This is a genomic window from Photobacterium lutimaris (assembly GCF_003025555.1).
In the GTDB taxonomy this organism is placed as follows: domain Bacteria; phylum Pseudomonadota; class Gammaproteobacteria; order Enterobacterales; family Vibrionaceae; genus Photobacterium; species Photobacterium lutimaris.
The window spans coordinates 191,437-209,992 of the sequence record NZ_PYMH01000005.1; the positions used below are offsets into that span (position 1 = coordinate 191,437).

Below are 18,556 nucleotides of genomic sequence, written 5' to 3' on the forward strand. Positions count from 1 at the left end.
CCCGGATCTCCAGGCCTTTTTTGTCATCTAAACTTCAGGCCGAAAGTCACTGCGATCTGATCTAGCTCGTGACGGTAACGCCCGACATCCATATTAAGCACTTCGTTAGACACATTAATGTAGAACATGTCTGCGGTCAGGCGCATACCAATACCGTAATAGCTATCGGTATCAGAATAATTTGTGGAATAGCAGTTTTTGCTTGAGCACCAGCGGTTATCTTCGGTGGTGCGATGAAAGCCAAGTGATACGTAGGGCTTCAATGACACGCTTGGGCTGAGAGGGAACGCATAGCCCAAGTCTGTTCCAAGTTTCACGGTGCTGTAATCAATAGAGCCACGGTAATAATCATACCCTGATTCCTCGTAGGAAAGGTTAAACCCAACAATGCGGTTGAAATCGTAACCCCCTTCAAGCTTGAAGCCGGTATCGGTATCGATGTGGCGGTCTGAGAGATACGAGATCCCAAGCCCGACCCGAGGCCCCTGATAAGGGTTGTGATTGCTATTATGGTAATGGTGGTGCGTGTGGTAGCTGGGGCCATGGTGGGCGTTGGCCATCACGGGCGCGGTGATCAGCAAAGGAAAAATAGCCGTCGAGAGTATCTTTTTCATTGTCGTTATTACTGTGTGGATAGGAGTCGTGAGGATTATGGAGGGTGGGATACAGTTTGTAATTAGTGGGCAGATTGAAATAACACAAAGCTGACAAAAGCGGACGTTTTCGTAGCATTTGGCTGCTATTTATCGGTAAATGTAAGCAGGTATTTCGGTTGTCTTCATGACGGGCCGAAAGGCAAGAGTGACTTAGTTTCAATGGTATTGGTTGTGCCCATGCATCGTTATCCTCGTAGCATGGGCATGGTTTAACTTATATTTGGATAGACGGATTAAGCATTATTTACACTCGTAATAAATGGCTGTGTGTATTCAATTAAAATTTATATGCCAAACGGTAAATCATGATATCACCATAGCCATCAGCGCCGAGTTTATTATAATAGTACCGGTACATTATGGTTGCATTGATATTTTTAGTAATATCAACACCTAAATTAAGACCACCATTCACTCCTGTCTCTCCATAATTATTCTGCGCATATTCATCATTTCTGAACATTTCAATTTCTGTCCAGTTACTTAATAAGAAAGACTGCCCAAAAGCCTCAAAGACATACCCTGCACTCCACCCTAATGTTGCACCATTGAATCCGTTAACGTTGGTAATATCCGCAAACTCGTTATAAACCGTTGTATAGTTACCTGCAACCCAAGGTGTAAACCACCAACCGTCACCACTGATATCGGTATAGCCAAAGCCGAGGAAACTGTTTGTCTCTTTAATTTCAGTGCCATGGGAGCTGTAAACTTTAGAAAAAACACTTGCGCCTGAATCACCTAGATAGGTATGTGCCTGCAAATTATAAGTTGCTGTTTGCTTACCTGAATCTCGATCAAGCCCTTCGAAGTCATAAAAACCAAACAGTTCGCCCCACTCGAAATTAAAGCCACCTTCAATACCGATCAATGCTTGATCAAATTCACTCTCAGAGACACCATGTCCCCATGCTTGGTAATCAAAGTGAAGGTTTCCCCAACCTGAATATTCATCAGCAATGGCTGTGTTTGTTGCGAGCGTGCAACATAAAAGACATGAACCAAGAATCTTTTTCATTATTTATTTCACCATATTGTTTTGGATTTAGGCATCACAAAGTCCTCAGCTATTTATTGCCGAATTAATGTGAGATATTTGAAATAGGAGGGAGTCACAATGACTCCCACTTTAATTTATACGAAAGAGATGAATAAACCGGTAATAGCAGCACTCATCAAGTTGGCAAGTGTTGCTGCTAGAATGACCCTGAATCCCATAGAGGCAATAAATGGTTTCATCTTAGGGACAATTGTTCCTAGGACCCCGATCATCGCAGCTGGTGCTGAGAGGTTGGCAAAGCCAGCCAGTGCCATGGTGATGATGGCCTGGGTCTCATGACTCAAGGTTTCACGCACTTCAGAGAAGCTCATAAAGGCGACAAATTCATTCAATACCAGTTTCTGACCAAGGAAGTTGCCGGCAATGAGGACTTCACTGCTAGGAACGCCGAGTAGGAAGGCGATAGGTGCAAACAGATAGCCAAAGATAGCCTGAAGAGTTACACCGTCAATACCGATCAGTGAAAACAAGCTGCCCAGCATACCATTAAACATTGCGATCAAAGCAATTAGTGCCAGCAGCATGACACCGATGGCTGACGCCATTTTCAAACCACTGAATGCGCCGCTGGTCGCCGCTTCGATGATGTTGATTGGCTTGTCTTCATCGTTATAGATATCGAAATCGACCTCGACGGGCTCATCGGTCTCAGGATAGATGATTTTTGCAAATAGCAGTCCCGCTGGAGCTGACATAAAGGCTGCAGATACCAAGTACTTAATTTCAATCCCCATACCCGCAAAGCCAACCAACACCGAGCCAGCAATAGATGCAAAGCCACCGGTCATCAGCGCAAAAAGCTCTGACTTAGTCATTTTTGGGGCATATGGCTTCATCATGACAAAGACATCGGTGTTGCCGATAAATATGTTGGCTGCTGCGGCTGTTGATTCCGCCTGAGATGTGCCTAATACTTTCTGAACACCCATGCCAATATATTTTACAAGACGTTGCATTATGCCTAAGTAATAGAGCACTGACATAAATGCACTAAAGAAGATAATGATTGGTAGCACATGAATGGCAAAGATAAAACCAGAGCCGTAAGCGCCTAACTCTCCGAACAGAAATCGGATCCCTTCGCCAGAGTAGTCCATGATTGAACTAACGGCGCTTGAAATGCCGATCAATATGACCTGGCCTGCTGGTACAAATAAAATAAATGCTGCAATTGAAGCCTGGAGAATAAGGGCAATACTTACCGTGCGTAATTTAATCGCTTTTCGGTTGCATGAAAATATCCAACCAATAAAGAGTAAAACCGCCATGCCTAAAAGAGGAATTAGTGTTTGCATTTTCTATGCTTACCCTTTGATTAATCGATTGAATAAATCGACGAACAATTCGTCACGCTCGATAAACTTAATAACGCGAACAGGGTGGCGGCGGTTATCAAAGCTCCATGTTAAGTTGTCATTTAGTATCGGCGAGGCGACAAATGTTTCGGTGTACCAGCTAGCGTCAATAAGGTAACCAATCGGTGCGATATCCCAGATCACTTTTCGGTTAGCAAACCCAATCCATGGACACTTAGGTGCTTCTTGTGCGAGGTAATCGCCAATTTCACTGGTACCTGCAAGGTAGTACTGCAATTCCGGTACGGAGGTGGCTAGGGTGTTGGTGACCCCCATGCAAGGAAATAGGGTAAGGGCGACACCTGAGTTTAATAGTACTCGACTCGCATCCTTGTCTTGCAGCAGGTTAAACTCTTCGGTGTCATGCCAGTCAAAACTGTGACCACCTAACCACAATACGTGGATCTTGTCGGTAATTGATGGGTCTGCAAGAAGAGCGTGTGCAATGTTAGTTGGTGCGCCAATACTGACCACCTGAAGTACCTCTTCGCAGGCATGGGCTCTGGCAATCAAATCATTGACGGCGTCAGAACGCTCCGCAGTGGTGCTCTGGTATACATAGCGAGTTGAACCTTTGAAGATCTCAGGTTTTTTCTCTACTTTTACTCGATCAATAACGCGCTCAATTTCCTCATAGCTCAGTGTCATTCCCACGTTAGGATCTGAGACGGCTTCATGGCTATCGTTAAACATCGAGTTGGTAAAAGGAGCGGCATAAATTGCTTGCAGATCAATACGATCATGCCTAAGCATTGCCCATGCAATGGCGAACTGATCATCAATTTCATTGAAGGTATCACTATCAATAACGGTAGCAATATTCCCAGAAGTAGGGATATCCATCTTTGCCATCCGCTCAGAGAGGGTCATTGAAGAGAATTTAGCTTTCATCTGCGTTAGAGCTAGTTCGTGGTTTGCCATTACATTTTTTCCTGTTCTGTTAGTCGAGCTTCGGCCAGTGATGCTTCGGGCATGTTCGAGGCGCCTTTTCGCTCGACGGCAAGAGAGGCGTAAGCAGAAGCAAATTTAATTGCATAATCAAGAGGTAGGTCGTTAGCTAAGCTAGCTGCCAGTGCGCCGTTGAATGAATCACCAGCGCCGGATGTATCTGTAACGACGGCTTTATAAGGTGGGAAATGCCGATATTGTTGTCCATCGAACATCAGTGCACCTTTGCTGCCCATCGTCATGACGATAACTTTGGCCCCCATGTTATGGATGGCTTGAGCAGCCTGCTTAGCCGTTTCAATGTCGGTGACCTCAATTCCCGTCATGTCTTGGGCTTCGGTTTCATTGGGGGTGACGATATCAACTAGATGTATAATCGATTTGCATTCGTCGATATAAGGAGCAGGGTTAAGCATCACCAATGACCCGGTAGCACTCGCACATTCAATCGCTTGTCTTGTCGCTTCGAAATTGTTTTCGAGTTGGGTGAGAAAAACCCTACTGTTTTCAATAAGCTCATATTCTTGATGAAGTTCTAGGTCAGTAATGGTTTTATTGGCACCTAAATCTATCGCAATAAAGTTTTCACCTGATTGCTGAGAGACAAAGATAGAGGCATTACCCGTGTGCGTTTCCTTGTCTTCGAAAATAGAGAATGAATGGATATCCGTACTGGAGAAATATTGTCGTGCTTTACTGCCAAATTCATCGTCACCGATTTTCACAGCTAAATGTACGTGGTCATTAACTTTTGCGGCTGCTGTTGCTTGATTTGAGCCTTTTCCCCCAGCATAAAACCCAGTGGAAAGGGAATGGATTGTTTCGCCTTCTCTCGGAAAGTCAGGCACTTCAGATACAATATCAATATTAAAAGAACCAAGAATATAAACACCCAACATATGATTAGATTTTGGTGATTTTCCATTTTGACCATTAATATATTTGCTAGAGAGTGCATTCATAATATTGTTAATACCCACTTGCTTGAATAAAGCATTATTTTCGATAGTTGCGAATCTTGCTCCACCAAAGAACAGCTCTGCGACGCCTGATTCTGCTAATTGTTTTAAGTCCCTACGGATTGTTCTGTCAGTTACCTCAAACAATCTTGCTAACTCAGCAACCGACACCTGTTTCTCTTTAAGTAATAAAGAGCGAATAGTATTGATACGTTGTTGCTTGAGCATGGAACCTCCTTTGTGGGGAAATAATAGTGGGAGAACGTGATGAGATCTGGTTGCTGGTACCCAATTATAAAGAGGAATCGGACATTGGGTGTCCGAGTTTGTTTCGGGATGTTTCATTATTTCTATCTAAATATTGAGGTTATTGAAAATAAATAAGAAATAAATATTGAGTGAAAAATGCAAACTATTTGTTGAAAATTCTCTATGGTTAATAGCGGTTTTTTGTCACAATGACTCTGCGCTCATATAAGGGATGGGGATATGTATTTTATTCTGATATAGATCTTATTGGGGGCCTGCTGTTTATAAAAAAACCACGAACACAAGCGTGTCCGTGGTATTTTTGTTCGATTCTATATTCTAGGCTAGCTATTGCGGCAGTTTGTCACACACTGTGGTTTCCAACTCGACGTCATACATTTCTAGCAGCTTGACGTACTTGCCGCTTTGGCACATTTCCTTAAGCTTTTTGTTGAATGAATCTTTGATCGCTTTGTCTTTGAAGCTGGCTTTGAATTCCGTCACGGGTGGGAACAGGCTGTGATAGTTAACACTATCAATAGGTTGTTTCATGACCTTAGTGAAGAACTCAAAGATACTACGGTCGATGACGATAACTTGCTTGTCTGCTTTCCAGAATTGCGCGACCTGCTTGGCTTGGTCACCAAATTCATGGTAGTTGGAGCGGTATTCTGAGCCCGGAGAGAACAGATCCTGGAATTCGCCACCTAACTCAAGGTAGGCGTTCTGCCAAGTCAGTACCGGGTGGGTTTTGAGATCATCGATAGAATCAATTGCGAGATCATCGCTTTTTTTAGTGATGGCGAAATTTACAAAGGTGACGAGGTGATCTGAATAAAAAATGTCACCGTCATCCACTAATACGCCAATAGCGACATCGGCCTTCTTGTCTTGTACTGCGTTTTGTACGTCACTCAGCGGCATTTGGACAAACTCTAGTTCATATCCTTCCAATGCATGCCTGACAATATCCACTTCAAGCCCTTCACTACCACTTTGCATCACATAAGGGGGCATATCGGTTGAGATGGCGACAGTCAGCTTGCTTTGCTCTGCATAGAGGTGAACCACAGCGAACAATGCGGAGCTGTAAATAGTGAGTCTTAAAGGGAGCAGATAGCGAGACTTTTGTTTGGCGTTCTTCATTGTGAAAGACTTCTAGCTGGAAAACATTTAAGGGTCTTTCAAGTGTAACAGCAGGCTGGAAGTTTGCAGCGGAAGGGCAGGGCAATAGCAAGACAGTATAACGAGAAAGGCAGAGGGAAATTTCAAAAACTTAACCGTCAGGGATGACGGTTTGGAGCCACATAGATGTGTCTATGCGTTTTTGAAATTTCGTCCCTCTACCTATTAAATGTTGAGCCGTACTAAGGTAATGCGATCATTAAGCGACTACGTTAGCCACTTCTTTAACCAACTCCGCCAACTCGTCCCAGCGTTCTTCGTCGATCAGGTTACCCGGAACCATCCAAGTACCGCCACATGCAAACACAGACTTAACGGCTAGGTAGTCTTTCACGTTGGATGGGCTTACGCCACCGGTTGGCATAAAGCTAACAGGGTATACCGCAGTCATCGCTTTTAGCATGCTAACGCCACCAGACGGCTCTGCTGGGAAGAATTTCAGGGTATCAAGACCAAGCTCCATGGCCTGCTCAACCATACTTGGGTTGTTAACGCCTGGGATGATTGGCATTTCACGCTGCTGGCAGTATTTCACGGTAGTTGGGTTGAAGCCTGGGCTGACAATAAAGTCTACGCCTGCGTTGATAGCTTGGTCTACTTGCTCGGCAGTTAGCACAGTACCAGCACCAATCAGCATATCAGGGTAGGCATCACGCATGTTGCGGATAGCTTGTACGGCCGCTTCGGTACGGAAAGTCACCTCGGCGCAAGGCAGGCCGTTCTCAGATAACACCTGAGCCAGTTTTACTGCTTTATCAGCATCTTTGATAGCAATTACAGGGATAACTTTCAGCTCGGCCATACGAGCATTTAGCGTAGTCATGATGTCTTCCTTAATTCGAATTGAATAACACAGGCATTGCTGTGGCTGGAATAATGGCGCCCTGATGTTGGATCACGGTGCCAGCTAATAAGTGGGCATTTTTTGCGGCTTGTTCGGTATTACCACCGGTCAGGCGTGTTGCCAGGTAACCGGCACTGAATGAATCGCCGGCGGCAGTGGTATCGACAACGTTGTCGACCTTAGTCGCTGCGATTGACTGGCTACCATTAGCAGTAATCGCAAGGCAGTCTTCAGCGCCGCGTTTGATCACGATTTCACTCACACCACATTGTTGGGTACGGGAAATACACTCTTCAACAGAATGCTCGCCATACAGCATGATTTCATCATCAAAGGTCAGTAGGGCGATATCGGTCAATGACAGCATAGTTTGGTAGCGTTTTGCTGCGATATCGGCACTTTGCCATAAGCGAGGACGGTAGTTATTGTCGAAAACAATTTTGCTGCCTTGCGCCTTGCTAGCCTGAAGAACTAGGAAAAGCTTATCCAGGGCAGCTGTTGGCAAAATTGCCAAGCTGATCCCGCTCAGGTAAATCATTTCAAAGCCGCTTAGCTTTTCGACCAGTGTTTGGCTGTCGATGTTATCAAGCCAATAGCGAGCGGCTGCGTCATTGCGCCAGTAGTGGAAGGTGCGTTCGCCGGTATCGTCAGTTTCGATCAGATACAAGCCAGGGTTCTTTTCTTCGGATTGAAAGACCAATTCGGTATTGATTTGCTCTTGCTGCCACTCAGCCAACATGTCGCGGCTAAAGCTGTCAGTGCCGAGACCTGTGATATAGCTTGTCTCGACACCATGCTGGTGGGTCAAGCGGGAAAGGTAAAGTGCAGTATTGAGCGTGTCACCACCAAAACTCTGTTTGATGAGCTCGCCTTTACGCTGCAGTTCGACCATACATTCACCGATCACAGCAACACGTTTTAAAGCCATAAAAAAACCCTCAAGATTGGTTGTTGAGGGTATTTTTAACAATAAGCTCTTGCAAGTCAATAAAAATGAAATACCGTTTCTATTTATTGTGGGTAGTTGTGATATCCAAGCTGTTCTGAAACTCTACGGCTAGCATTCTGAAGCAATTCCACATAATAAGCCTTGCGCTTCTCATCGAAGCGAATAGTCGGTAGTGAGATCGATAGGCCAGCGATGACATTGCCGAAGCGATCGAAAACAGGTGTAGCCATGCAGCGCAGGCCCGGCTCTTGCTCTTCGTTATCTTCGGCAAAGGCTTGCTCTTTGACGGCTTTTAACTCACTTAACAGCTGGTCTATATTTTCCAGTGTTTTATCAGTATGCTTGATAAAATCAATGCCATTCAATGCATTGCGAGTGAATTCTTCGTTGCGGTAAGCCAGCAGTACTTTACCAATAGCGGTACTGTAGAGAGGATTACGTCGGCCAATGCGTGATTGCATACGGAGGTTGTAGCCAGAGTCAATCTTATGGATGTAAATGATGGCATTCTCATCCAATGCACCAAGGTGAAGGGCCTCGTTGGTTTGCTGGGAGATCAGCTGCATCTCTTTGTCACACAGATCAACCAGATCCACATGTTCTAATGAGGCTGCACCAAGCTCAAATAGCTTCAGAGTCAGCGCATACTTATCTGTTTCACCTTCTTGAGAGACATAACCCAGCATTTTCATGGTTTGCAAAAAGCGGTACACGGTACTTTTTGACATCATTAGGCGCTGAGATAGTTCGGTAACACCAATCTCTTTTTGCTCGCCCAGTGCCTGAAGGATACCGAACACCTTCATGACTGAGGAGACGGCTTCAGGCTGTTTTGCGGATTCCATCTATCATTCCTTTCTTTATATTCGTTGTTACCTGCATTATACGTCCTAACGTTTTTCCTATCTATTTTTATGAAAACCTTTTTCAAAAAATATGAATCAGCGCGAATTACTCCGGTTTGTGTGACTGCGATCAAAGGAGAAGGTGAAAATTAAAACGGCTTTTCAAAAAACTTGATGTGGGTTTTTGGTGTTGATATAGTTGCACCACATTAACGGGAACATCAAATTCTTGTTCGGGGTCTGACGACTGCGGACACACATCGAGGAAACGACATGATTTTGAATACATTCAACCTAGAAGGTAAAGTTGCCATCGTAACAGGCTGTGACACCGGTCTTGGTCAGGGTATGGCATTGGGTTTGGCTCAAGCTGGTTGTAACATCGTTGGTGTCAACATTGTTGAACCGACTGAAACAATTGAAAAAATCAAAGCAACAGGTCGTGAGTTCCTTGATATCCGCGCTAACCTGATGAAAACGGATGACATCGCAAGCATCGTTGATCAGGCGGTTACAAAGTTCGGTAAAATCGATATTCTGGTCAACAACGCCGGTATCATTCGCCGTGAAGATGCGATCAACTTCAGCGAATCTGACTGGGATGACGTAATGAACATCAACATCAAGTCTGTGTTCTTTATGTCTCAGGCTGTTGCTAAGCAGTTCATCGCTCAAGGTCACGGTGGCAAGATTGTGAATATCGCGTCGATGCTGTCATTCCAGGGTGGTATCCGTGTACCTTCATACACAGCGTCTAAGAGCGGTGTAATGGGCGTGACTCGCCTGATGGCTAACGAGTGGGCGAAGCACAATATCAACGTGAACGCGATCGCACCGGGTTACATGGCAACCAACAATACGGCACAGCTACGTGCTGACGCGACGCGTAATGCTGAAATCCTAGAGCGCATTCCAGCGGATCGCTGGGGTGAGCCTTCAGATCTTGCGGGCCCATGTGTATTCCTAGCTTCTGATGCGGCTTCATACGTAAATGGCTACACATTGGCTGTTGATGGCGGCTGGTTAGCTCGTTAATCACAAAGATATCTGACAGCGGCTGCACCTGTATGGGTGCGGCCGTTTTTTGTTTATATCAACTGAATTCATTGAGCCATGCAGGTTAAAACCGTTGTTTTCGTTGTTGGTGATGGTTAGTAAAGGGGCCGGATAGTGATGGGTGATTTATCGCTTGCACAAGTCCTGGGATTTGTCAGTTTTGCATTGGGAATCACTGCGTTTTACCAAAAAGACGACCAGAAACTCAAAGTGGTGATGGTGATTTTTAATATCAACCATATGCTGCACTTTTTCTTGCTTGGCGCCGTGACGGCGGGTTTTAGCTCCTTGCTGTCGGCTTTTCGTACTGCTCTGTCAGTAAAGTTCCAGTCGAGGGGCCTCGCTTATTTCTTTGTTGCCTGTAACTTAGCGGTTGGTTTTTATTTGGCGGAGCAATGGCTGGATTTGATGCCGATTGCAGGGGCATGTATCGGCACCTACGCATTATTTTGCCTCAAAGGGATCAAGATGCGTCTAGCGTTCTTGATTGGGGCGTTGTGCTGGCTCTGTAACAATATCGTGGTGGGCTCGATTGGCGGTACGTTGCTTGAAGCTACCCTATTGAGTGTGAATGTGGTGACAATGCTACGGTTATATCGCCAGCAGAAGACTGCTTCTGTTTCGTGTCGATAAATGAATAGAACAATACCTACGACAGTGATTGAGATCACATTCTTACGCAAAAGTCAGGAAATGAACCGTTGTTTCGATTTTTGTCACGGAAACCAGAGGTTATTGAAACTATAATCCACTCAAAATAAAACGGCGTTTTGAGGTTGATTATGCAATATGATTATCTAGTGATAGCTGGCTATTTTGCCCTAATGGTGGCAATTAGCTTGTTATTCAAAAAAATGGCAAGTAACAGTACCAGTGATTACTTCCGTGGGGGCGGTAAAATGCTTTGGTGGATGGTTGGTGCGACCGCGTTTATGACACAGTTTTCCGCATGGACATTTACCGGTGCTGCAGGTAAAGCATTTAATGATGGCTTTGCGGTTCTGGCGGTATTTATCGGTAACATGGTGGCGTATGTATTTGCCATCCTCTACTTTGCACGTCGCTTTCGTCAGATGCGTGTGGATACCCCAACTGAAGGTGTTAAGCGTCGCTTCGGCTCGGTTAATGAACAGTTCTTTACTTGGGTCATCATTCCTCTTAGTGTCATTAACGCGGGTGTATGGCTAAATGGCCTAGGCGTGTTTGCTTCAGCGGTATTTAATGCCGATATCATCACGACTATCTATGTCACGGGTGCCGCAGTGCTTGTGATTTCCCTGCTGAGTGGTGCATGGGGTGTCGTGGCGTCAGATTTCATCCAGACACTGGTTGTTGCGGTCATTTCTATTGCTTGTGCTGGCGTTGCTCTTTATTTCGTTGGCGGTCCAAGTGAGATCATTAATGAGTTCCCTGGTGGATTCATTATGGGACCAGATATGAACTATCCGCTGCTGCTTGTATGTACGTTTATTTTCTTTGTGGTTAAACAGTTGCAAAGTATTAATAACATGCAAGAGTCTTATCGCTTCTTGAACGCTAAAGACTCCAAGAATGCAACTAAAGCCGCTGCAATGGCGCTAGTTATGATGGTATTCGGTGCGATTATTTGGTTCATTCCACCGTGGGCATCAGCAATTCTGTATCCAGAAGCCGCTTCGGCTTATCCTGAACTTGGCGCCAAAGCAAGTGATGCAGTTTATTTAGTTTTTGCTCGTGAAACTATGCCTATCGGTACGGTTGGGTTGCTAATGGCGGGTTTATTTGCTGCCACAATGTCCTCGATGGATTCAGCACTAAACCGCAACTCAGGTATCTTTGTTCGTAGCTTCTACTCAAACATTGTTAGAAAAGGTCAGGCGAGCGATAGAGAGCTATTACGTGCAGGCCAGATAGCGTGTCTCGTGAATGGTATTCTGGTCATCCTAATGGCTCAGTTCTTTAATTCACTGAAGCACCTAAGTCTGTTTGACCTAATGATGCAAGTTGCAACGCTGCTGCAGTCGCCAATCTTGGTTCCTCTGTTCCTAGGTATCGTCATTCGTAAGACCCCTAAGTGGGCGCCATGGGCAACGGTAGTAGTTGGTATGCTGGTATCTTGGTCTGTAGTGAAGGTATTTACTCCGCATTTCGTCGCTGGTTGGTTCGGTATTGAAGAGCTAACAGGTCGTGAAGTGGGTGAAATGCGCACGATGATCACTATTGCTGCTCACCTTATTTTTACTGCTGGTTTCTTCTGCCTGACAACGTTGTTCTACAAAGAAGAAAATGACCCATACATTGAGACTACGAAAGAGTTTTTTGAGGACCTGGAGACCGAGTGTGTTTCTGAAGAAGGCCAAGATATTGTCGACTGTATGCAACGTGCAAAACTTGGCACATTGGTCATATACATGGCTGCGGGCTTGACCTTAATGGTGCTGATTCCAAATCCACTTTGGGGACGGTTGCTTTTCTTAGGATGTGCTGCAGTGATATTTGCTGTGGGATATGGTTTGAAGAGGAGTGCGCAACTTAATCAATCCTCTCAGCAGGTTACCGTTTCAAGTAGCTAATCAACTCTGACTTAAAAGGCTGTTAGGAAACTAACAGCCTTTTTTGCATTATCTTGCCAATACCCACAAACTCATTACATCCCCATATAGATGCGTCAATCGTTGTTACGTATCCGTTCTGAATAGCCTCCCTGGCAGCCATAGCTTACATCATCATTGATAACGAATTATCGCTGATAATAGCGTCAACGCATCGTTTCTCTGTGTGGACGCTATTTACGAGTTTGCGCGTCATTAATCATATATATTTTAGGTTCTTACTATGTACGTTTATGAGGGCGCTATGAGGCTAGATGCGATTTTATGGGATTATGACGGCACAATTGTTAACTCTGTGCCCAAAAATATCGATATTACTAAATCTATTTTATCCATCGTCGCACCGCATTTGACAGGAGATAACCTTCCTCGCTGTCTCCGAAGTGAAGCGGCGTACCATCAAGTCAATCATGCGGCAAAAAACTGGCAAGAGCTCTATATAAAATACTATGGAATGACTGAGCCGGAAATGTTGACTGCTGGCTCATTATGGGCGGAACACCAGTTGAGCAATACCATGCCGGTAACACTGTTTGCTGGGATGGATGATACTGTGCGAGATTTATCTGCTGTTCCACATGGTATCTGTTCGCAGAACTCGTCAAAGAACATCTTGAATGTTTTATCAGAGGCGCAGATCGATACCTATTTCAAAGAGATAATAGGCTATGATGATGTCTCTAGAAATAGCCAGAAACCGTCACCTGAGGGTGGGGTAATGTGCGTTGAGAGGTTGTTCGATAACCCCGAAAAGAAGGTGATTATGTATGTTGGTGATCATGAAGCCGATGTGCAATTTGCCCGAAACCTGCAATCTGCACTGGGTTTGCAGTCTACTGTCATTTCAGTTGCAGCTGCATACAGTGGTGCAGTACCTGAAGAGTGGGCTGTTCAGCCTGATTTTATTATTCGCTCGCCGAGTGATCTCGTGAGCATTTGTGGCCAATACTTATGATCAAGCTATAAGTCGTGATAGCTCTCCCCTTGGGGGGGCATTGGGTGCAGGCCTTATTGCTCCAAACTGGAGAGGCCGAATTTGGAACAACAGGTAAATCAGGTTTAGCTGATTCTTCGCAATTGACTTAAGGCTACGGCTTAATACCGCAGCCAACGTCAACTATCGGCGCGAGTGACGACCACGTGATGAGCGTTCTTTGTGGGCTGATGCTGCTTTCGCTTGTGATTTTAAAATTGACTCAACCGTCAGTTCCATCGGCTCTTTCGGCTTAAGACCGTGCGGGAAGGTGCGAGCGCGTGGTGACATTTCAAACTCTTCGCTCGAAGCGCGAGGCATACGCTTAAAGCGGTATAGGTAAAAGTTTTCCAGCTTCTCTCTCGCCCAGTCAGTTTTCTTCAAATACTTTACACTGCTGGCAATCGATGGCTTGGTGTTAAAGCAGTTAAAACGCATTGCCGTATCAAGAATGTCCCAACCGTAGAAGTCGACCAGCTCTTGCAGTAGCGTTTCTAACTTAAGACCGTGCAATGGGTTGTTCTGTTGTAATTCAATTCTTTCTTCATCAGTCATCATAATGAGTTCCTAAGTATCTAGTTAACCAAGGCTGGTTGGGGATCTACGCTCTAGTCTTCAATCAAACACGGCAGTGTTACAGGCTCTTAAACCCAGAGGAAAAGAGGGCATGGGAGTCTAACAGAGTATGCTTTCCTTCCCTATGATTATTACAATAAATGCCAAGGCTTGTATCAAGCACGCTCTAGTTTACGCCCGGTTAACAGAGACTAATAAACAAAAAGGCTCTGAGCATGCCCAGAGCCTTAATCATTTCGAAAACCGCAATCTATGTGTTTTCAGTGTAATGACAAATTATTTCTCAAGAAGCGCCAGTACGTATGCTTTGATGTCTTCATCTTGGCAGTTTGCGAAGAAACATTCTTGGAATTGAGTGCTACCAATAGCTGCTTTAACTAGCTCTTGATCGATAGCACGTAGGCCTTCAACAACATCTTTTGATACAGCTGCCTTTACGTCGTTGAGGATCGCTGCATTTGCTTGTTGAGGTGCTGCGCGCTCAATAGGGTAGCCTTCGCCACGGTTGCCAGTAAACGCTTTTTCGAAGATGTAACGTACGTTTAGCTCACCAGCCCAACCAAAACCTTTAGCGAACGCTAGAGAGATAGCGTTACCGTTGTTGATTTGGTTGAATAGGAACGCATCAGATGGCTCTAGGCAGTAACCACAAACAACACCTGGGTGCAGGTTGCTTGCCATCATTGCACCTTGACCAGTACCACAACCAGTGACAATGAAATCTACAGCTTTAGAGTTGAGAAGAATGTTCGCCATGATACCTAGGTGAATGTACGTTAGGTGGTGATCGTTCTCATCTTTCATACCAACGTTGAAAACGTCGTGACCAAGGCCACCAGCAACGTTGTTTAGTTCAGCTGCAACCATAGCGTTCTTTGGCGCTTGGCTGTTTTCCATCATTAGTGCGATTTTCATAACAATATCTCTCTGTCGTTGATGCAGTAAGTATAAGATAGAGATTTAAAAATGAAAAGGCTTTTCAAAAAAATAAAAATTAAATTATTTTAAACTGTGATTTTGCGCTGATTTACCAAGGCTCGCTATTGGATTCTACTGATGTAGTGCACTGGTTTTCTGCTGTGTTTGTACTTATCCTGTTAGTTAGTCGCGGTTTGTTCTATTTAAGTCTTTGTTTTATTGTTGTTATCATCTTTTTTGGTGTTTTGTTTTGATGTGGCTCCCTGCCTTGTCTTTACCTTCGATGGAAGATGGTGGAGTTTACCTTTTTGTTATCCTTATTTAGTGAAACGTGATTTCAATTATTTCACTTGTTTGGTGTTTGATGTAAGATGTAGCCAAGCAAGTGATACTCAGAACCATAGAAAAGGTGTTCAAATGTTTGTATTTAATAACGATGTCGTACTGGAAGATTTGGGTGAAGGCATCAGCCGTAAAATCCTGGCTCACAACGACAACATGATGTCAGTTGAAGTGCACTTCGAAGATGGTGCAATCGGTGCGCTGCATACTCATCCGCACGAGCAATTGACCTATGTCTTGTCTGGTGAGTTTGAATTTACCATTGGTAATGATACGAAAATCGTCAAAGCAGGCGATACCATGTACAAAGAGCCTGAAATTTTGCACGGCTGCCGTTGCCTGAAGGCGGGTATTTTGATTGATACCTTTACGCCAATGCGTAAGGATTTCGTAGAGGCATAATCTTTACGAAATAAAAAAAGGTCAGAGCATCTTTCATTGCTCTGGCCTTTTTGTTTGACTGGCTTTTTAATTTGAAAATGGCTTATCGAGCTAACCAGCCGCCATCCACAGCCACTGTGAATCCGTTAACATAATTGGCGGCTTCTGAAGCAAGGAACACCGCAGGGCCGGCGAGATCTGCGGGTTCACCCCAACGCTCAGCTGGAATTCGATCTAGGATTTGTGCATTACGCTGCTCGTCTGCACGAAGCTGCGCGGTATTGTCGGTTGCCATATAGCCTGGGGCGATCGCGTTGACATTGATGTTGTGTTTCGCCCATTCGTTAGCCATCAAACGCGTTACACCCATCACGCCACTTTTTGACGCGGTGTAGGAAGGGACACGGATACCACCCTGGAAAGATAACATCGAAGCCACATTGATGATTTTACCGCCTTTGCCTTGGGCTATGAACTGTTTGGCAACCGCTTGGCTGATGAAGAAGGTGGTCTTGAGGTTGATGTCCATGACATCATCCCAGTCTTGCTCACTGAAGTTGATTGCGTCTTCGCGTCGAATAATTCCGGCGTTGTTGACCAGAATATCGATGGCTCCGAACTGCTCTAGCGTTAACTCTATAATGCTAGGAATGTCATCAAGCTTCATCAAATTGGCGCGGACATCGATAAACTTGCGGCCCAGTGCTTCGACTTTGGCTTTTGTCTCTTCACTGCCAGACGAACTTACCCCTACAATATTGCAACCTGCTTGAGCAAGCCCCAGTGCGATACCTTGCCCCAGTCCACGGTTACAGCCAGTAACGATGGCAACTTTGCCATCAAGATTAAATGCGTTGAGTATCATGCCAATTCCTCGTGATAGTGGCTGGTTGAGCTTGATGAAAGGATATCATCTTTGCGCGTCATTTCAACAAAAAAGAAATGATGTTTCATTTTTTCCGTGTAATGGTGAGCTATTCACAGTGCCAAGCGATATCGTTCGATAGGATTAGCGACCTATAACTGTCACGCTGGTCGCCTCGTAGGGTGATCAATATCACATTTACTATATCTATATAGGCAAAATGAACCGCTGTTTTGATTTCCTTCGTGTGTCAGTGCTCGAGTAGACGTATAATAAGTGGTATTGAAACTACGTTTTGATTTTTTAATTGTTAATTTTTTTATGTTTGGTGTATTAACTTTTTGCTAGCTAGTCACTTGAGAACATGAATCGGAGAAATAGAATGGCCAAGGGTAGTAAAATTGATCTGAGCTTTGAGTCTTTTGAAGACAGTGATACTGGGGTGAAGGTAACTCGCTTGACGCCGAAAGGCATCACTTGCCACCGAAATTACTTCTACCAAAAGTGTTTTACCAATGACGGCAGTAAGTTGCTGTTTGCTGGTGATTTCGACGGTAACCGTAACTATTACCTACTTAATTTAGAAACGCAGCAGGCGATACAGCTGACTGAAGGCACAGGGGATAATACCTTTGGCGGTTTCATTTCTACTGATGAAAAGCACTTTTTCTATGTGAAAAACGAGCTTCACTTGATGAAGGTGGATCTCGAAACATTAGAAGAAACGGTTGTTTATACCGTAGATAGCGAGTGGAAGGGCTACGGTACGTGGGTGGCAAACTCTGACTGTACCAAACTCGTGGGTATCGAGATTCTGAAGTCATGCTGGAAGCCATTGACTGATTGGCAGAAGTTCCAAGATTTCTATCATACCAACCCTACCTGCCGCTTAATTAAAGTGGACATCGAAACGGGTGATCTGGAAGTAGTACACCAAGATGATGCATGGCTAGGCCACCCTATCTATCGTCCTTTCGATGATTCAACTGTTGGCTTCTGCCATGAAGGACCGCATGATTTGGTTGATGCGCGCATGTGGCTGGTTAACGAGGATGGTTCAAACGTTCGCAAGATCAAAGAGCATGAGGAAGGTGAGTCTTGTACTCATGAGTTCTGGATTCCAGATGGCTCGGCAATGGCATATGTTTCTTATTTCAAAGGCCAGACTGAGCGAGTGATCTATAAAGCAGATCCTGTAACGCTTGAGAATGAAAAAGTGATGGTGATGCCGCCATGTTCACACCTAATGAGCAACTTTGATGGCTCGCTAATGGTGGGTGATGGTTGTGATGCGCCAGTAGATGTGGCTGACAGTGATGGCTACAACATCGAGAATGACCCATTCTTGTATATCCTAAACACCAAGAACAAGACATCGGTTCGTCTGGCGAAGCACTCAACGTCATGGGAAGTACTAGACGGTGACCGCCAGATCACCCACCCGCACCCATCATTTACGCCAAACGATAATGGTGTGCTGTTTACCAGTGATTTTGAAGGTGTACCAAGCCTGTATATTGCTGATATCCCAGAGCAATTTAAAGCGTAAACGTATTAATTTTTGCGAATATAGCTTTATTTAAACCCGCTTCGGCGGGTTTTTTGTTGTCTCTTCTAAAGCTGGGTGATTTTACTGACATACTGTCAATGCGCTTTGCTGTAAATAGCCAGTGCGATGATGCCGTTAATTACGAGACAGGTACAAACAACTGGTTCATGGTTGAGGCGTGTAAGGAATCGCTTTTAACTAGTGTTATATTGAGAGTTAAGCCAAGTCGTAATACGACTTGGCTTTTTTTATGCG

At 44.7% G+C, this 18,556-nt stretch carries 18 protein-coding genes; 6 read left to right on the forward strand and 12 right to left on the reverse strand.

The genetic code is table 11. The features are described from left to right. Positions 1-23: 23 nt before the first annotated feature. The 9 genes from C9I99_RS12800 to kdgR form a co-directional block, all read right to left on the reverse strand. Positions 24-614, reverse strand: a complete 591-nt coding sequence (locus C9I99_RS12800; protein ID WP_107349273.1) for a porin family protein — start codon at positions 612-614, stop codon at positions 24-26. A gap of 319 nt (positions 615-933) precedes the next feature. Continuing rightward, complete coding sequence (locus C9I99_RS12805) at positions 934-1,674, reverse strand: outer membrane protein OmpK (RefSeq protein ID WP_107349274.1); 741 nt, start codon at positions 1,672-1,674, stop codon at positions 934-936. A gap of 116 nt (positions 1,675-1,790) precedes the next feature. Beyond that, entirely contained in the window at positions 1,791-3,011 is a 1,221-nt protein-coding gene (locus C9I99_RS12810; protein ID WP_107349275.1) for a NupC/NupG family nucleoside CNT transporter, read from the reverse strand. Between the two features lie 9 nt (positions 3,012-3,020). After that, positions 3,021-3,992, reverse strand: coding sequence for a nucleoside hydrolase (locus C9I99_RS12815; RefSeq protein WP_208113422.1), 972 nt, complete (start codon positions 3,990-3,992; stop codon positions 3,021-3,023). Further along, the gene (locus C9I99_RS12820; RefSeq protein WP_166645464.1) at positions 3,992-5,206 is read right to left on the reverse strand and encodes a PfkB family carbohydrate kinase; all 1,215 of its coding nucleotides are present in this window, start codon (positions 5,204-5,206) and stop codon (positions 3,992-3,994) included. The genes C9I99_RS12815 and C9I99_RS12820 overlap by 1 nt, the downstream gene beginning before the upstream one ends. Positions 5,207-5,575: 369 nt before the next feature. Further along, a complete protein-coding gene (locus C9I99_RS12825; RefSeq protein ID WP_107349277.1) occupies positions 5,576-6,373 on the reverse strand; it encodes a substrate-binding periplasmic protein in 798 nt (265 codons plus the stop codon). 238 nt (positions 6,374-6,611) lie between these two features. Then, positions 6,612-7,235, reverse strand: a complete 624-nt coding sequence (locus tag C9I99_RS12830; protein ID WP_107349278.1) for a bifunctional 4-hydroxy-2-oxoglutarate aldolase/2-dehydro-3-deoxy-phosphogluconate aldolase — start codon at positions 7,233-7,235, stop codon at positions 6,612-6,614. Between the two features lie 10 nt (positions 7,236-7,245). After that, positions 7,246-8,184, reverse strand: a complete 939-nt coding sequence (kdgK, locus tag C9I99_RS12835; RefSeq protein WP_107349279.1) for a 2-dehydro-3-deoxygluconokinase — start codon at positions 8,182-8,184, stop codon at positions 7,246-7,248. Positions 8,185-8,267: 83 nt separating this feature from the next. After that, a complete protein-coding gene (gene kdgR, locus C9I99_RS12840) occupies positions 8,268-9,050 on the reverse strand; it encodes a DNA-binding transcriptional regulator KdgR (RefSeq protein WP_107349280.1) in 783 nt (260 codons plus the stop codon). A 273-nt stretch (positions 9,051-9,323) separates the two neighbouring features. On the opposite strand from kdgR, the gene kduD (C9I99_RS12845) reads away from it, so the two are divergent. The 4 genes from kduD (C9I99_RS12845) (at position 9,324) to C9I99_RS12860 (ending at position 13,652) form a co-directional block, all read left to right on the forward strand. Further along, positions 9,324-10,085, forward strand: a complete 762-nt coding sequence (kduD, locus tag C9I99_RS12845) for a 2-dehydro-3-deoxy-D-gluconate 5-dehydrogenase KduD (protein WP_107349281.1) — start codon at positions 9,324-9,326, stop codon at positions 10,083-10,085. Positions 10,086-10,223: 138 nt separating this feature from the next. Continuing rightward, on the forward strand, positions 10,224-10,739 hold the full coding sequence (locus C9I99_RS12850) for a YgjV family protein (protein ID WP_107349282.1): 516 nt from the start codon (positions 10,224-10,226) through the stop codon (positions 10,737-10,739). A 149-nt stretch (positions 10,740-10,888) separates the two neighbouring features. Continuing rightward, a complete protein-coding gene (locus C9I99_RS12855) occupies positions 10,889-12,658 on the forward strand; it encodes a sodium:solute symporter family protein (protein ID WP_107349283.1) in 1,770 nt (589 codons plus the stop codon). A gap of 283 nt (positions 12,659-12,941) precedes the next feature. After that, a complete protein-coding gene (locus tag C9I99_RS12860; protein WP_107349375.1) occupies positions 12,942-13,652 on the forward strand; it encodes an HAD family hydrolase in 711 nt (236 codons plus the stop codon). Between the two features lie 162 nt (positions 13,653-13,814). Here the strand turns inward: C9I99_RS12860 and C9I99_RS12865 are convergent, their stop codons facing one another. Then, on the reverse strand, positions 13,815-14,225 hold the full coding sequence (locus tag C9I99_RS12865; protein ID WP_208113426.1) for a VF530 family protein: 411 nt from the start codon (positions 14,223-14,225) through the stop codon (positions 13,815-13,817). Between the two features lie 297 nt (positions 14,226-14,522). After that, positions 14,523-15,161 (reverse strand): RpiB/LacA/LacB family sugar-phosphate isomerase, encoded by a 639-nt coding sequence (locus C9I99_RS12870; protein WP_107349285.1) that lies wholly within the window; start codon positions 15,159-15,161, stop codon positions 14,523-14,525. 420 nt (positions 15,162-15,581) lie between these two features. Here C9I99_RS12870 and C9I99_RS12875 point away from each other — a divergent pair, with 420 nt between their 5' ends. Beyond that, positions 15,582-15,908 carry a cupin domain-containing protein gene (locus tag C9I99_RS12875; protein WP_107349286.1) on the forward strand — a complete coding sequence of 109 codons (327 nt, stop codon included), beginning with the start codon at positions 15,582-15,584 and terminating at the stop codon, positions 15,906-15,908. Between the two features lie 82 nt (positions 15,909-15,990). On the opposite strand, the gene kduD (C9I99_RS12880) is transcribed toward C9I99_RS12875, so the two are convergent. Further along, positions 15,991-16,752 (reverse strand): 2-dehydro-3-deoxy-D-gluconate 5-dehydrogenase KduD, encoded by a 762-nt coding sequence (gene kduD / locus C9I99_RS12880; RefSeq protein WP_107349287.1) that lies wholly within the window; start codon positions 16,750-16,752, stop codon positions 15,991-15,993. A 382-nt stretch (positions 16,753-17,134) separates the two neighbouring features. On the opposite strand from kduD (C9I99_RS12880), the gene C9I99_RS12885 reads away from it, so the two are divergent. Further along, entirely contained in the window at positions 17,135-18,301 is a 1,167-nt protein-coding gene (locus tag C9I99_RS12885; protein WP_107349288.1) for an oligogalacturonate lyase family protein, read from the forward strand. Positions 18,302-18,556 lie beyond the last annotated feature (255 nt).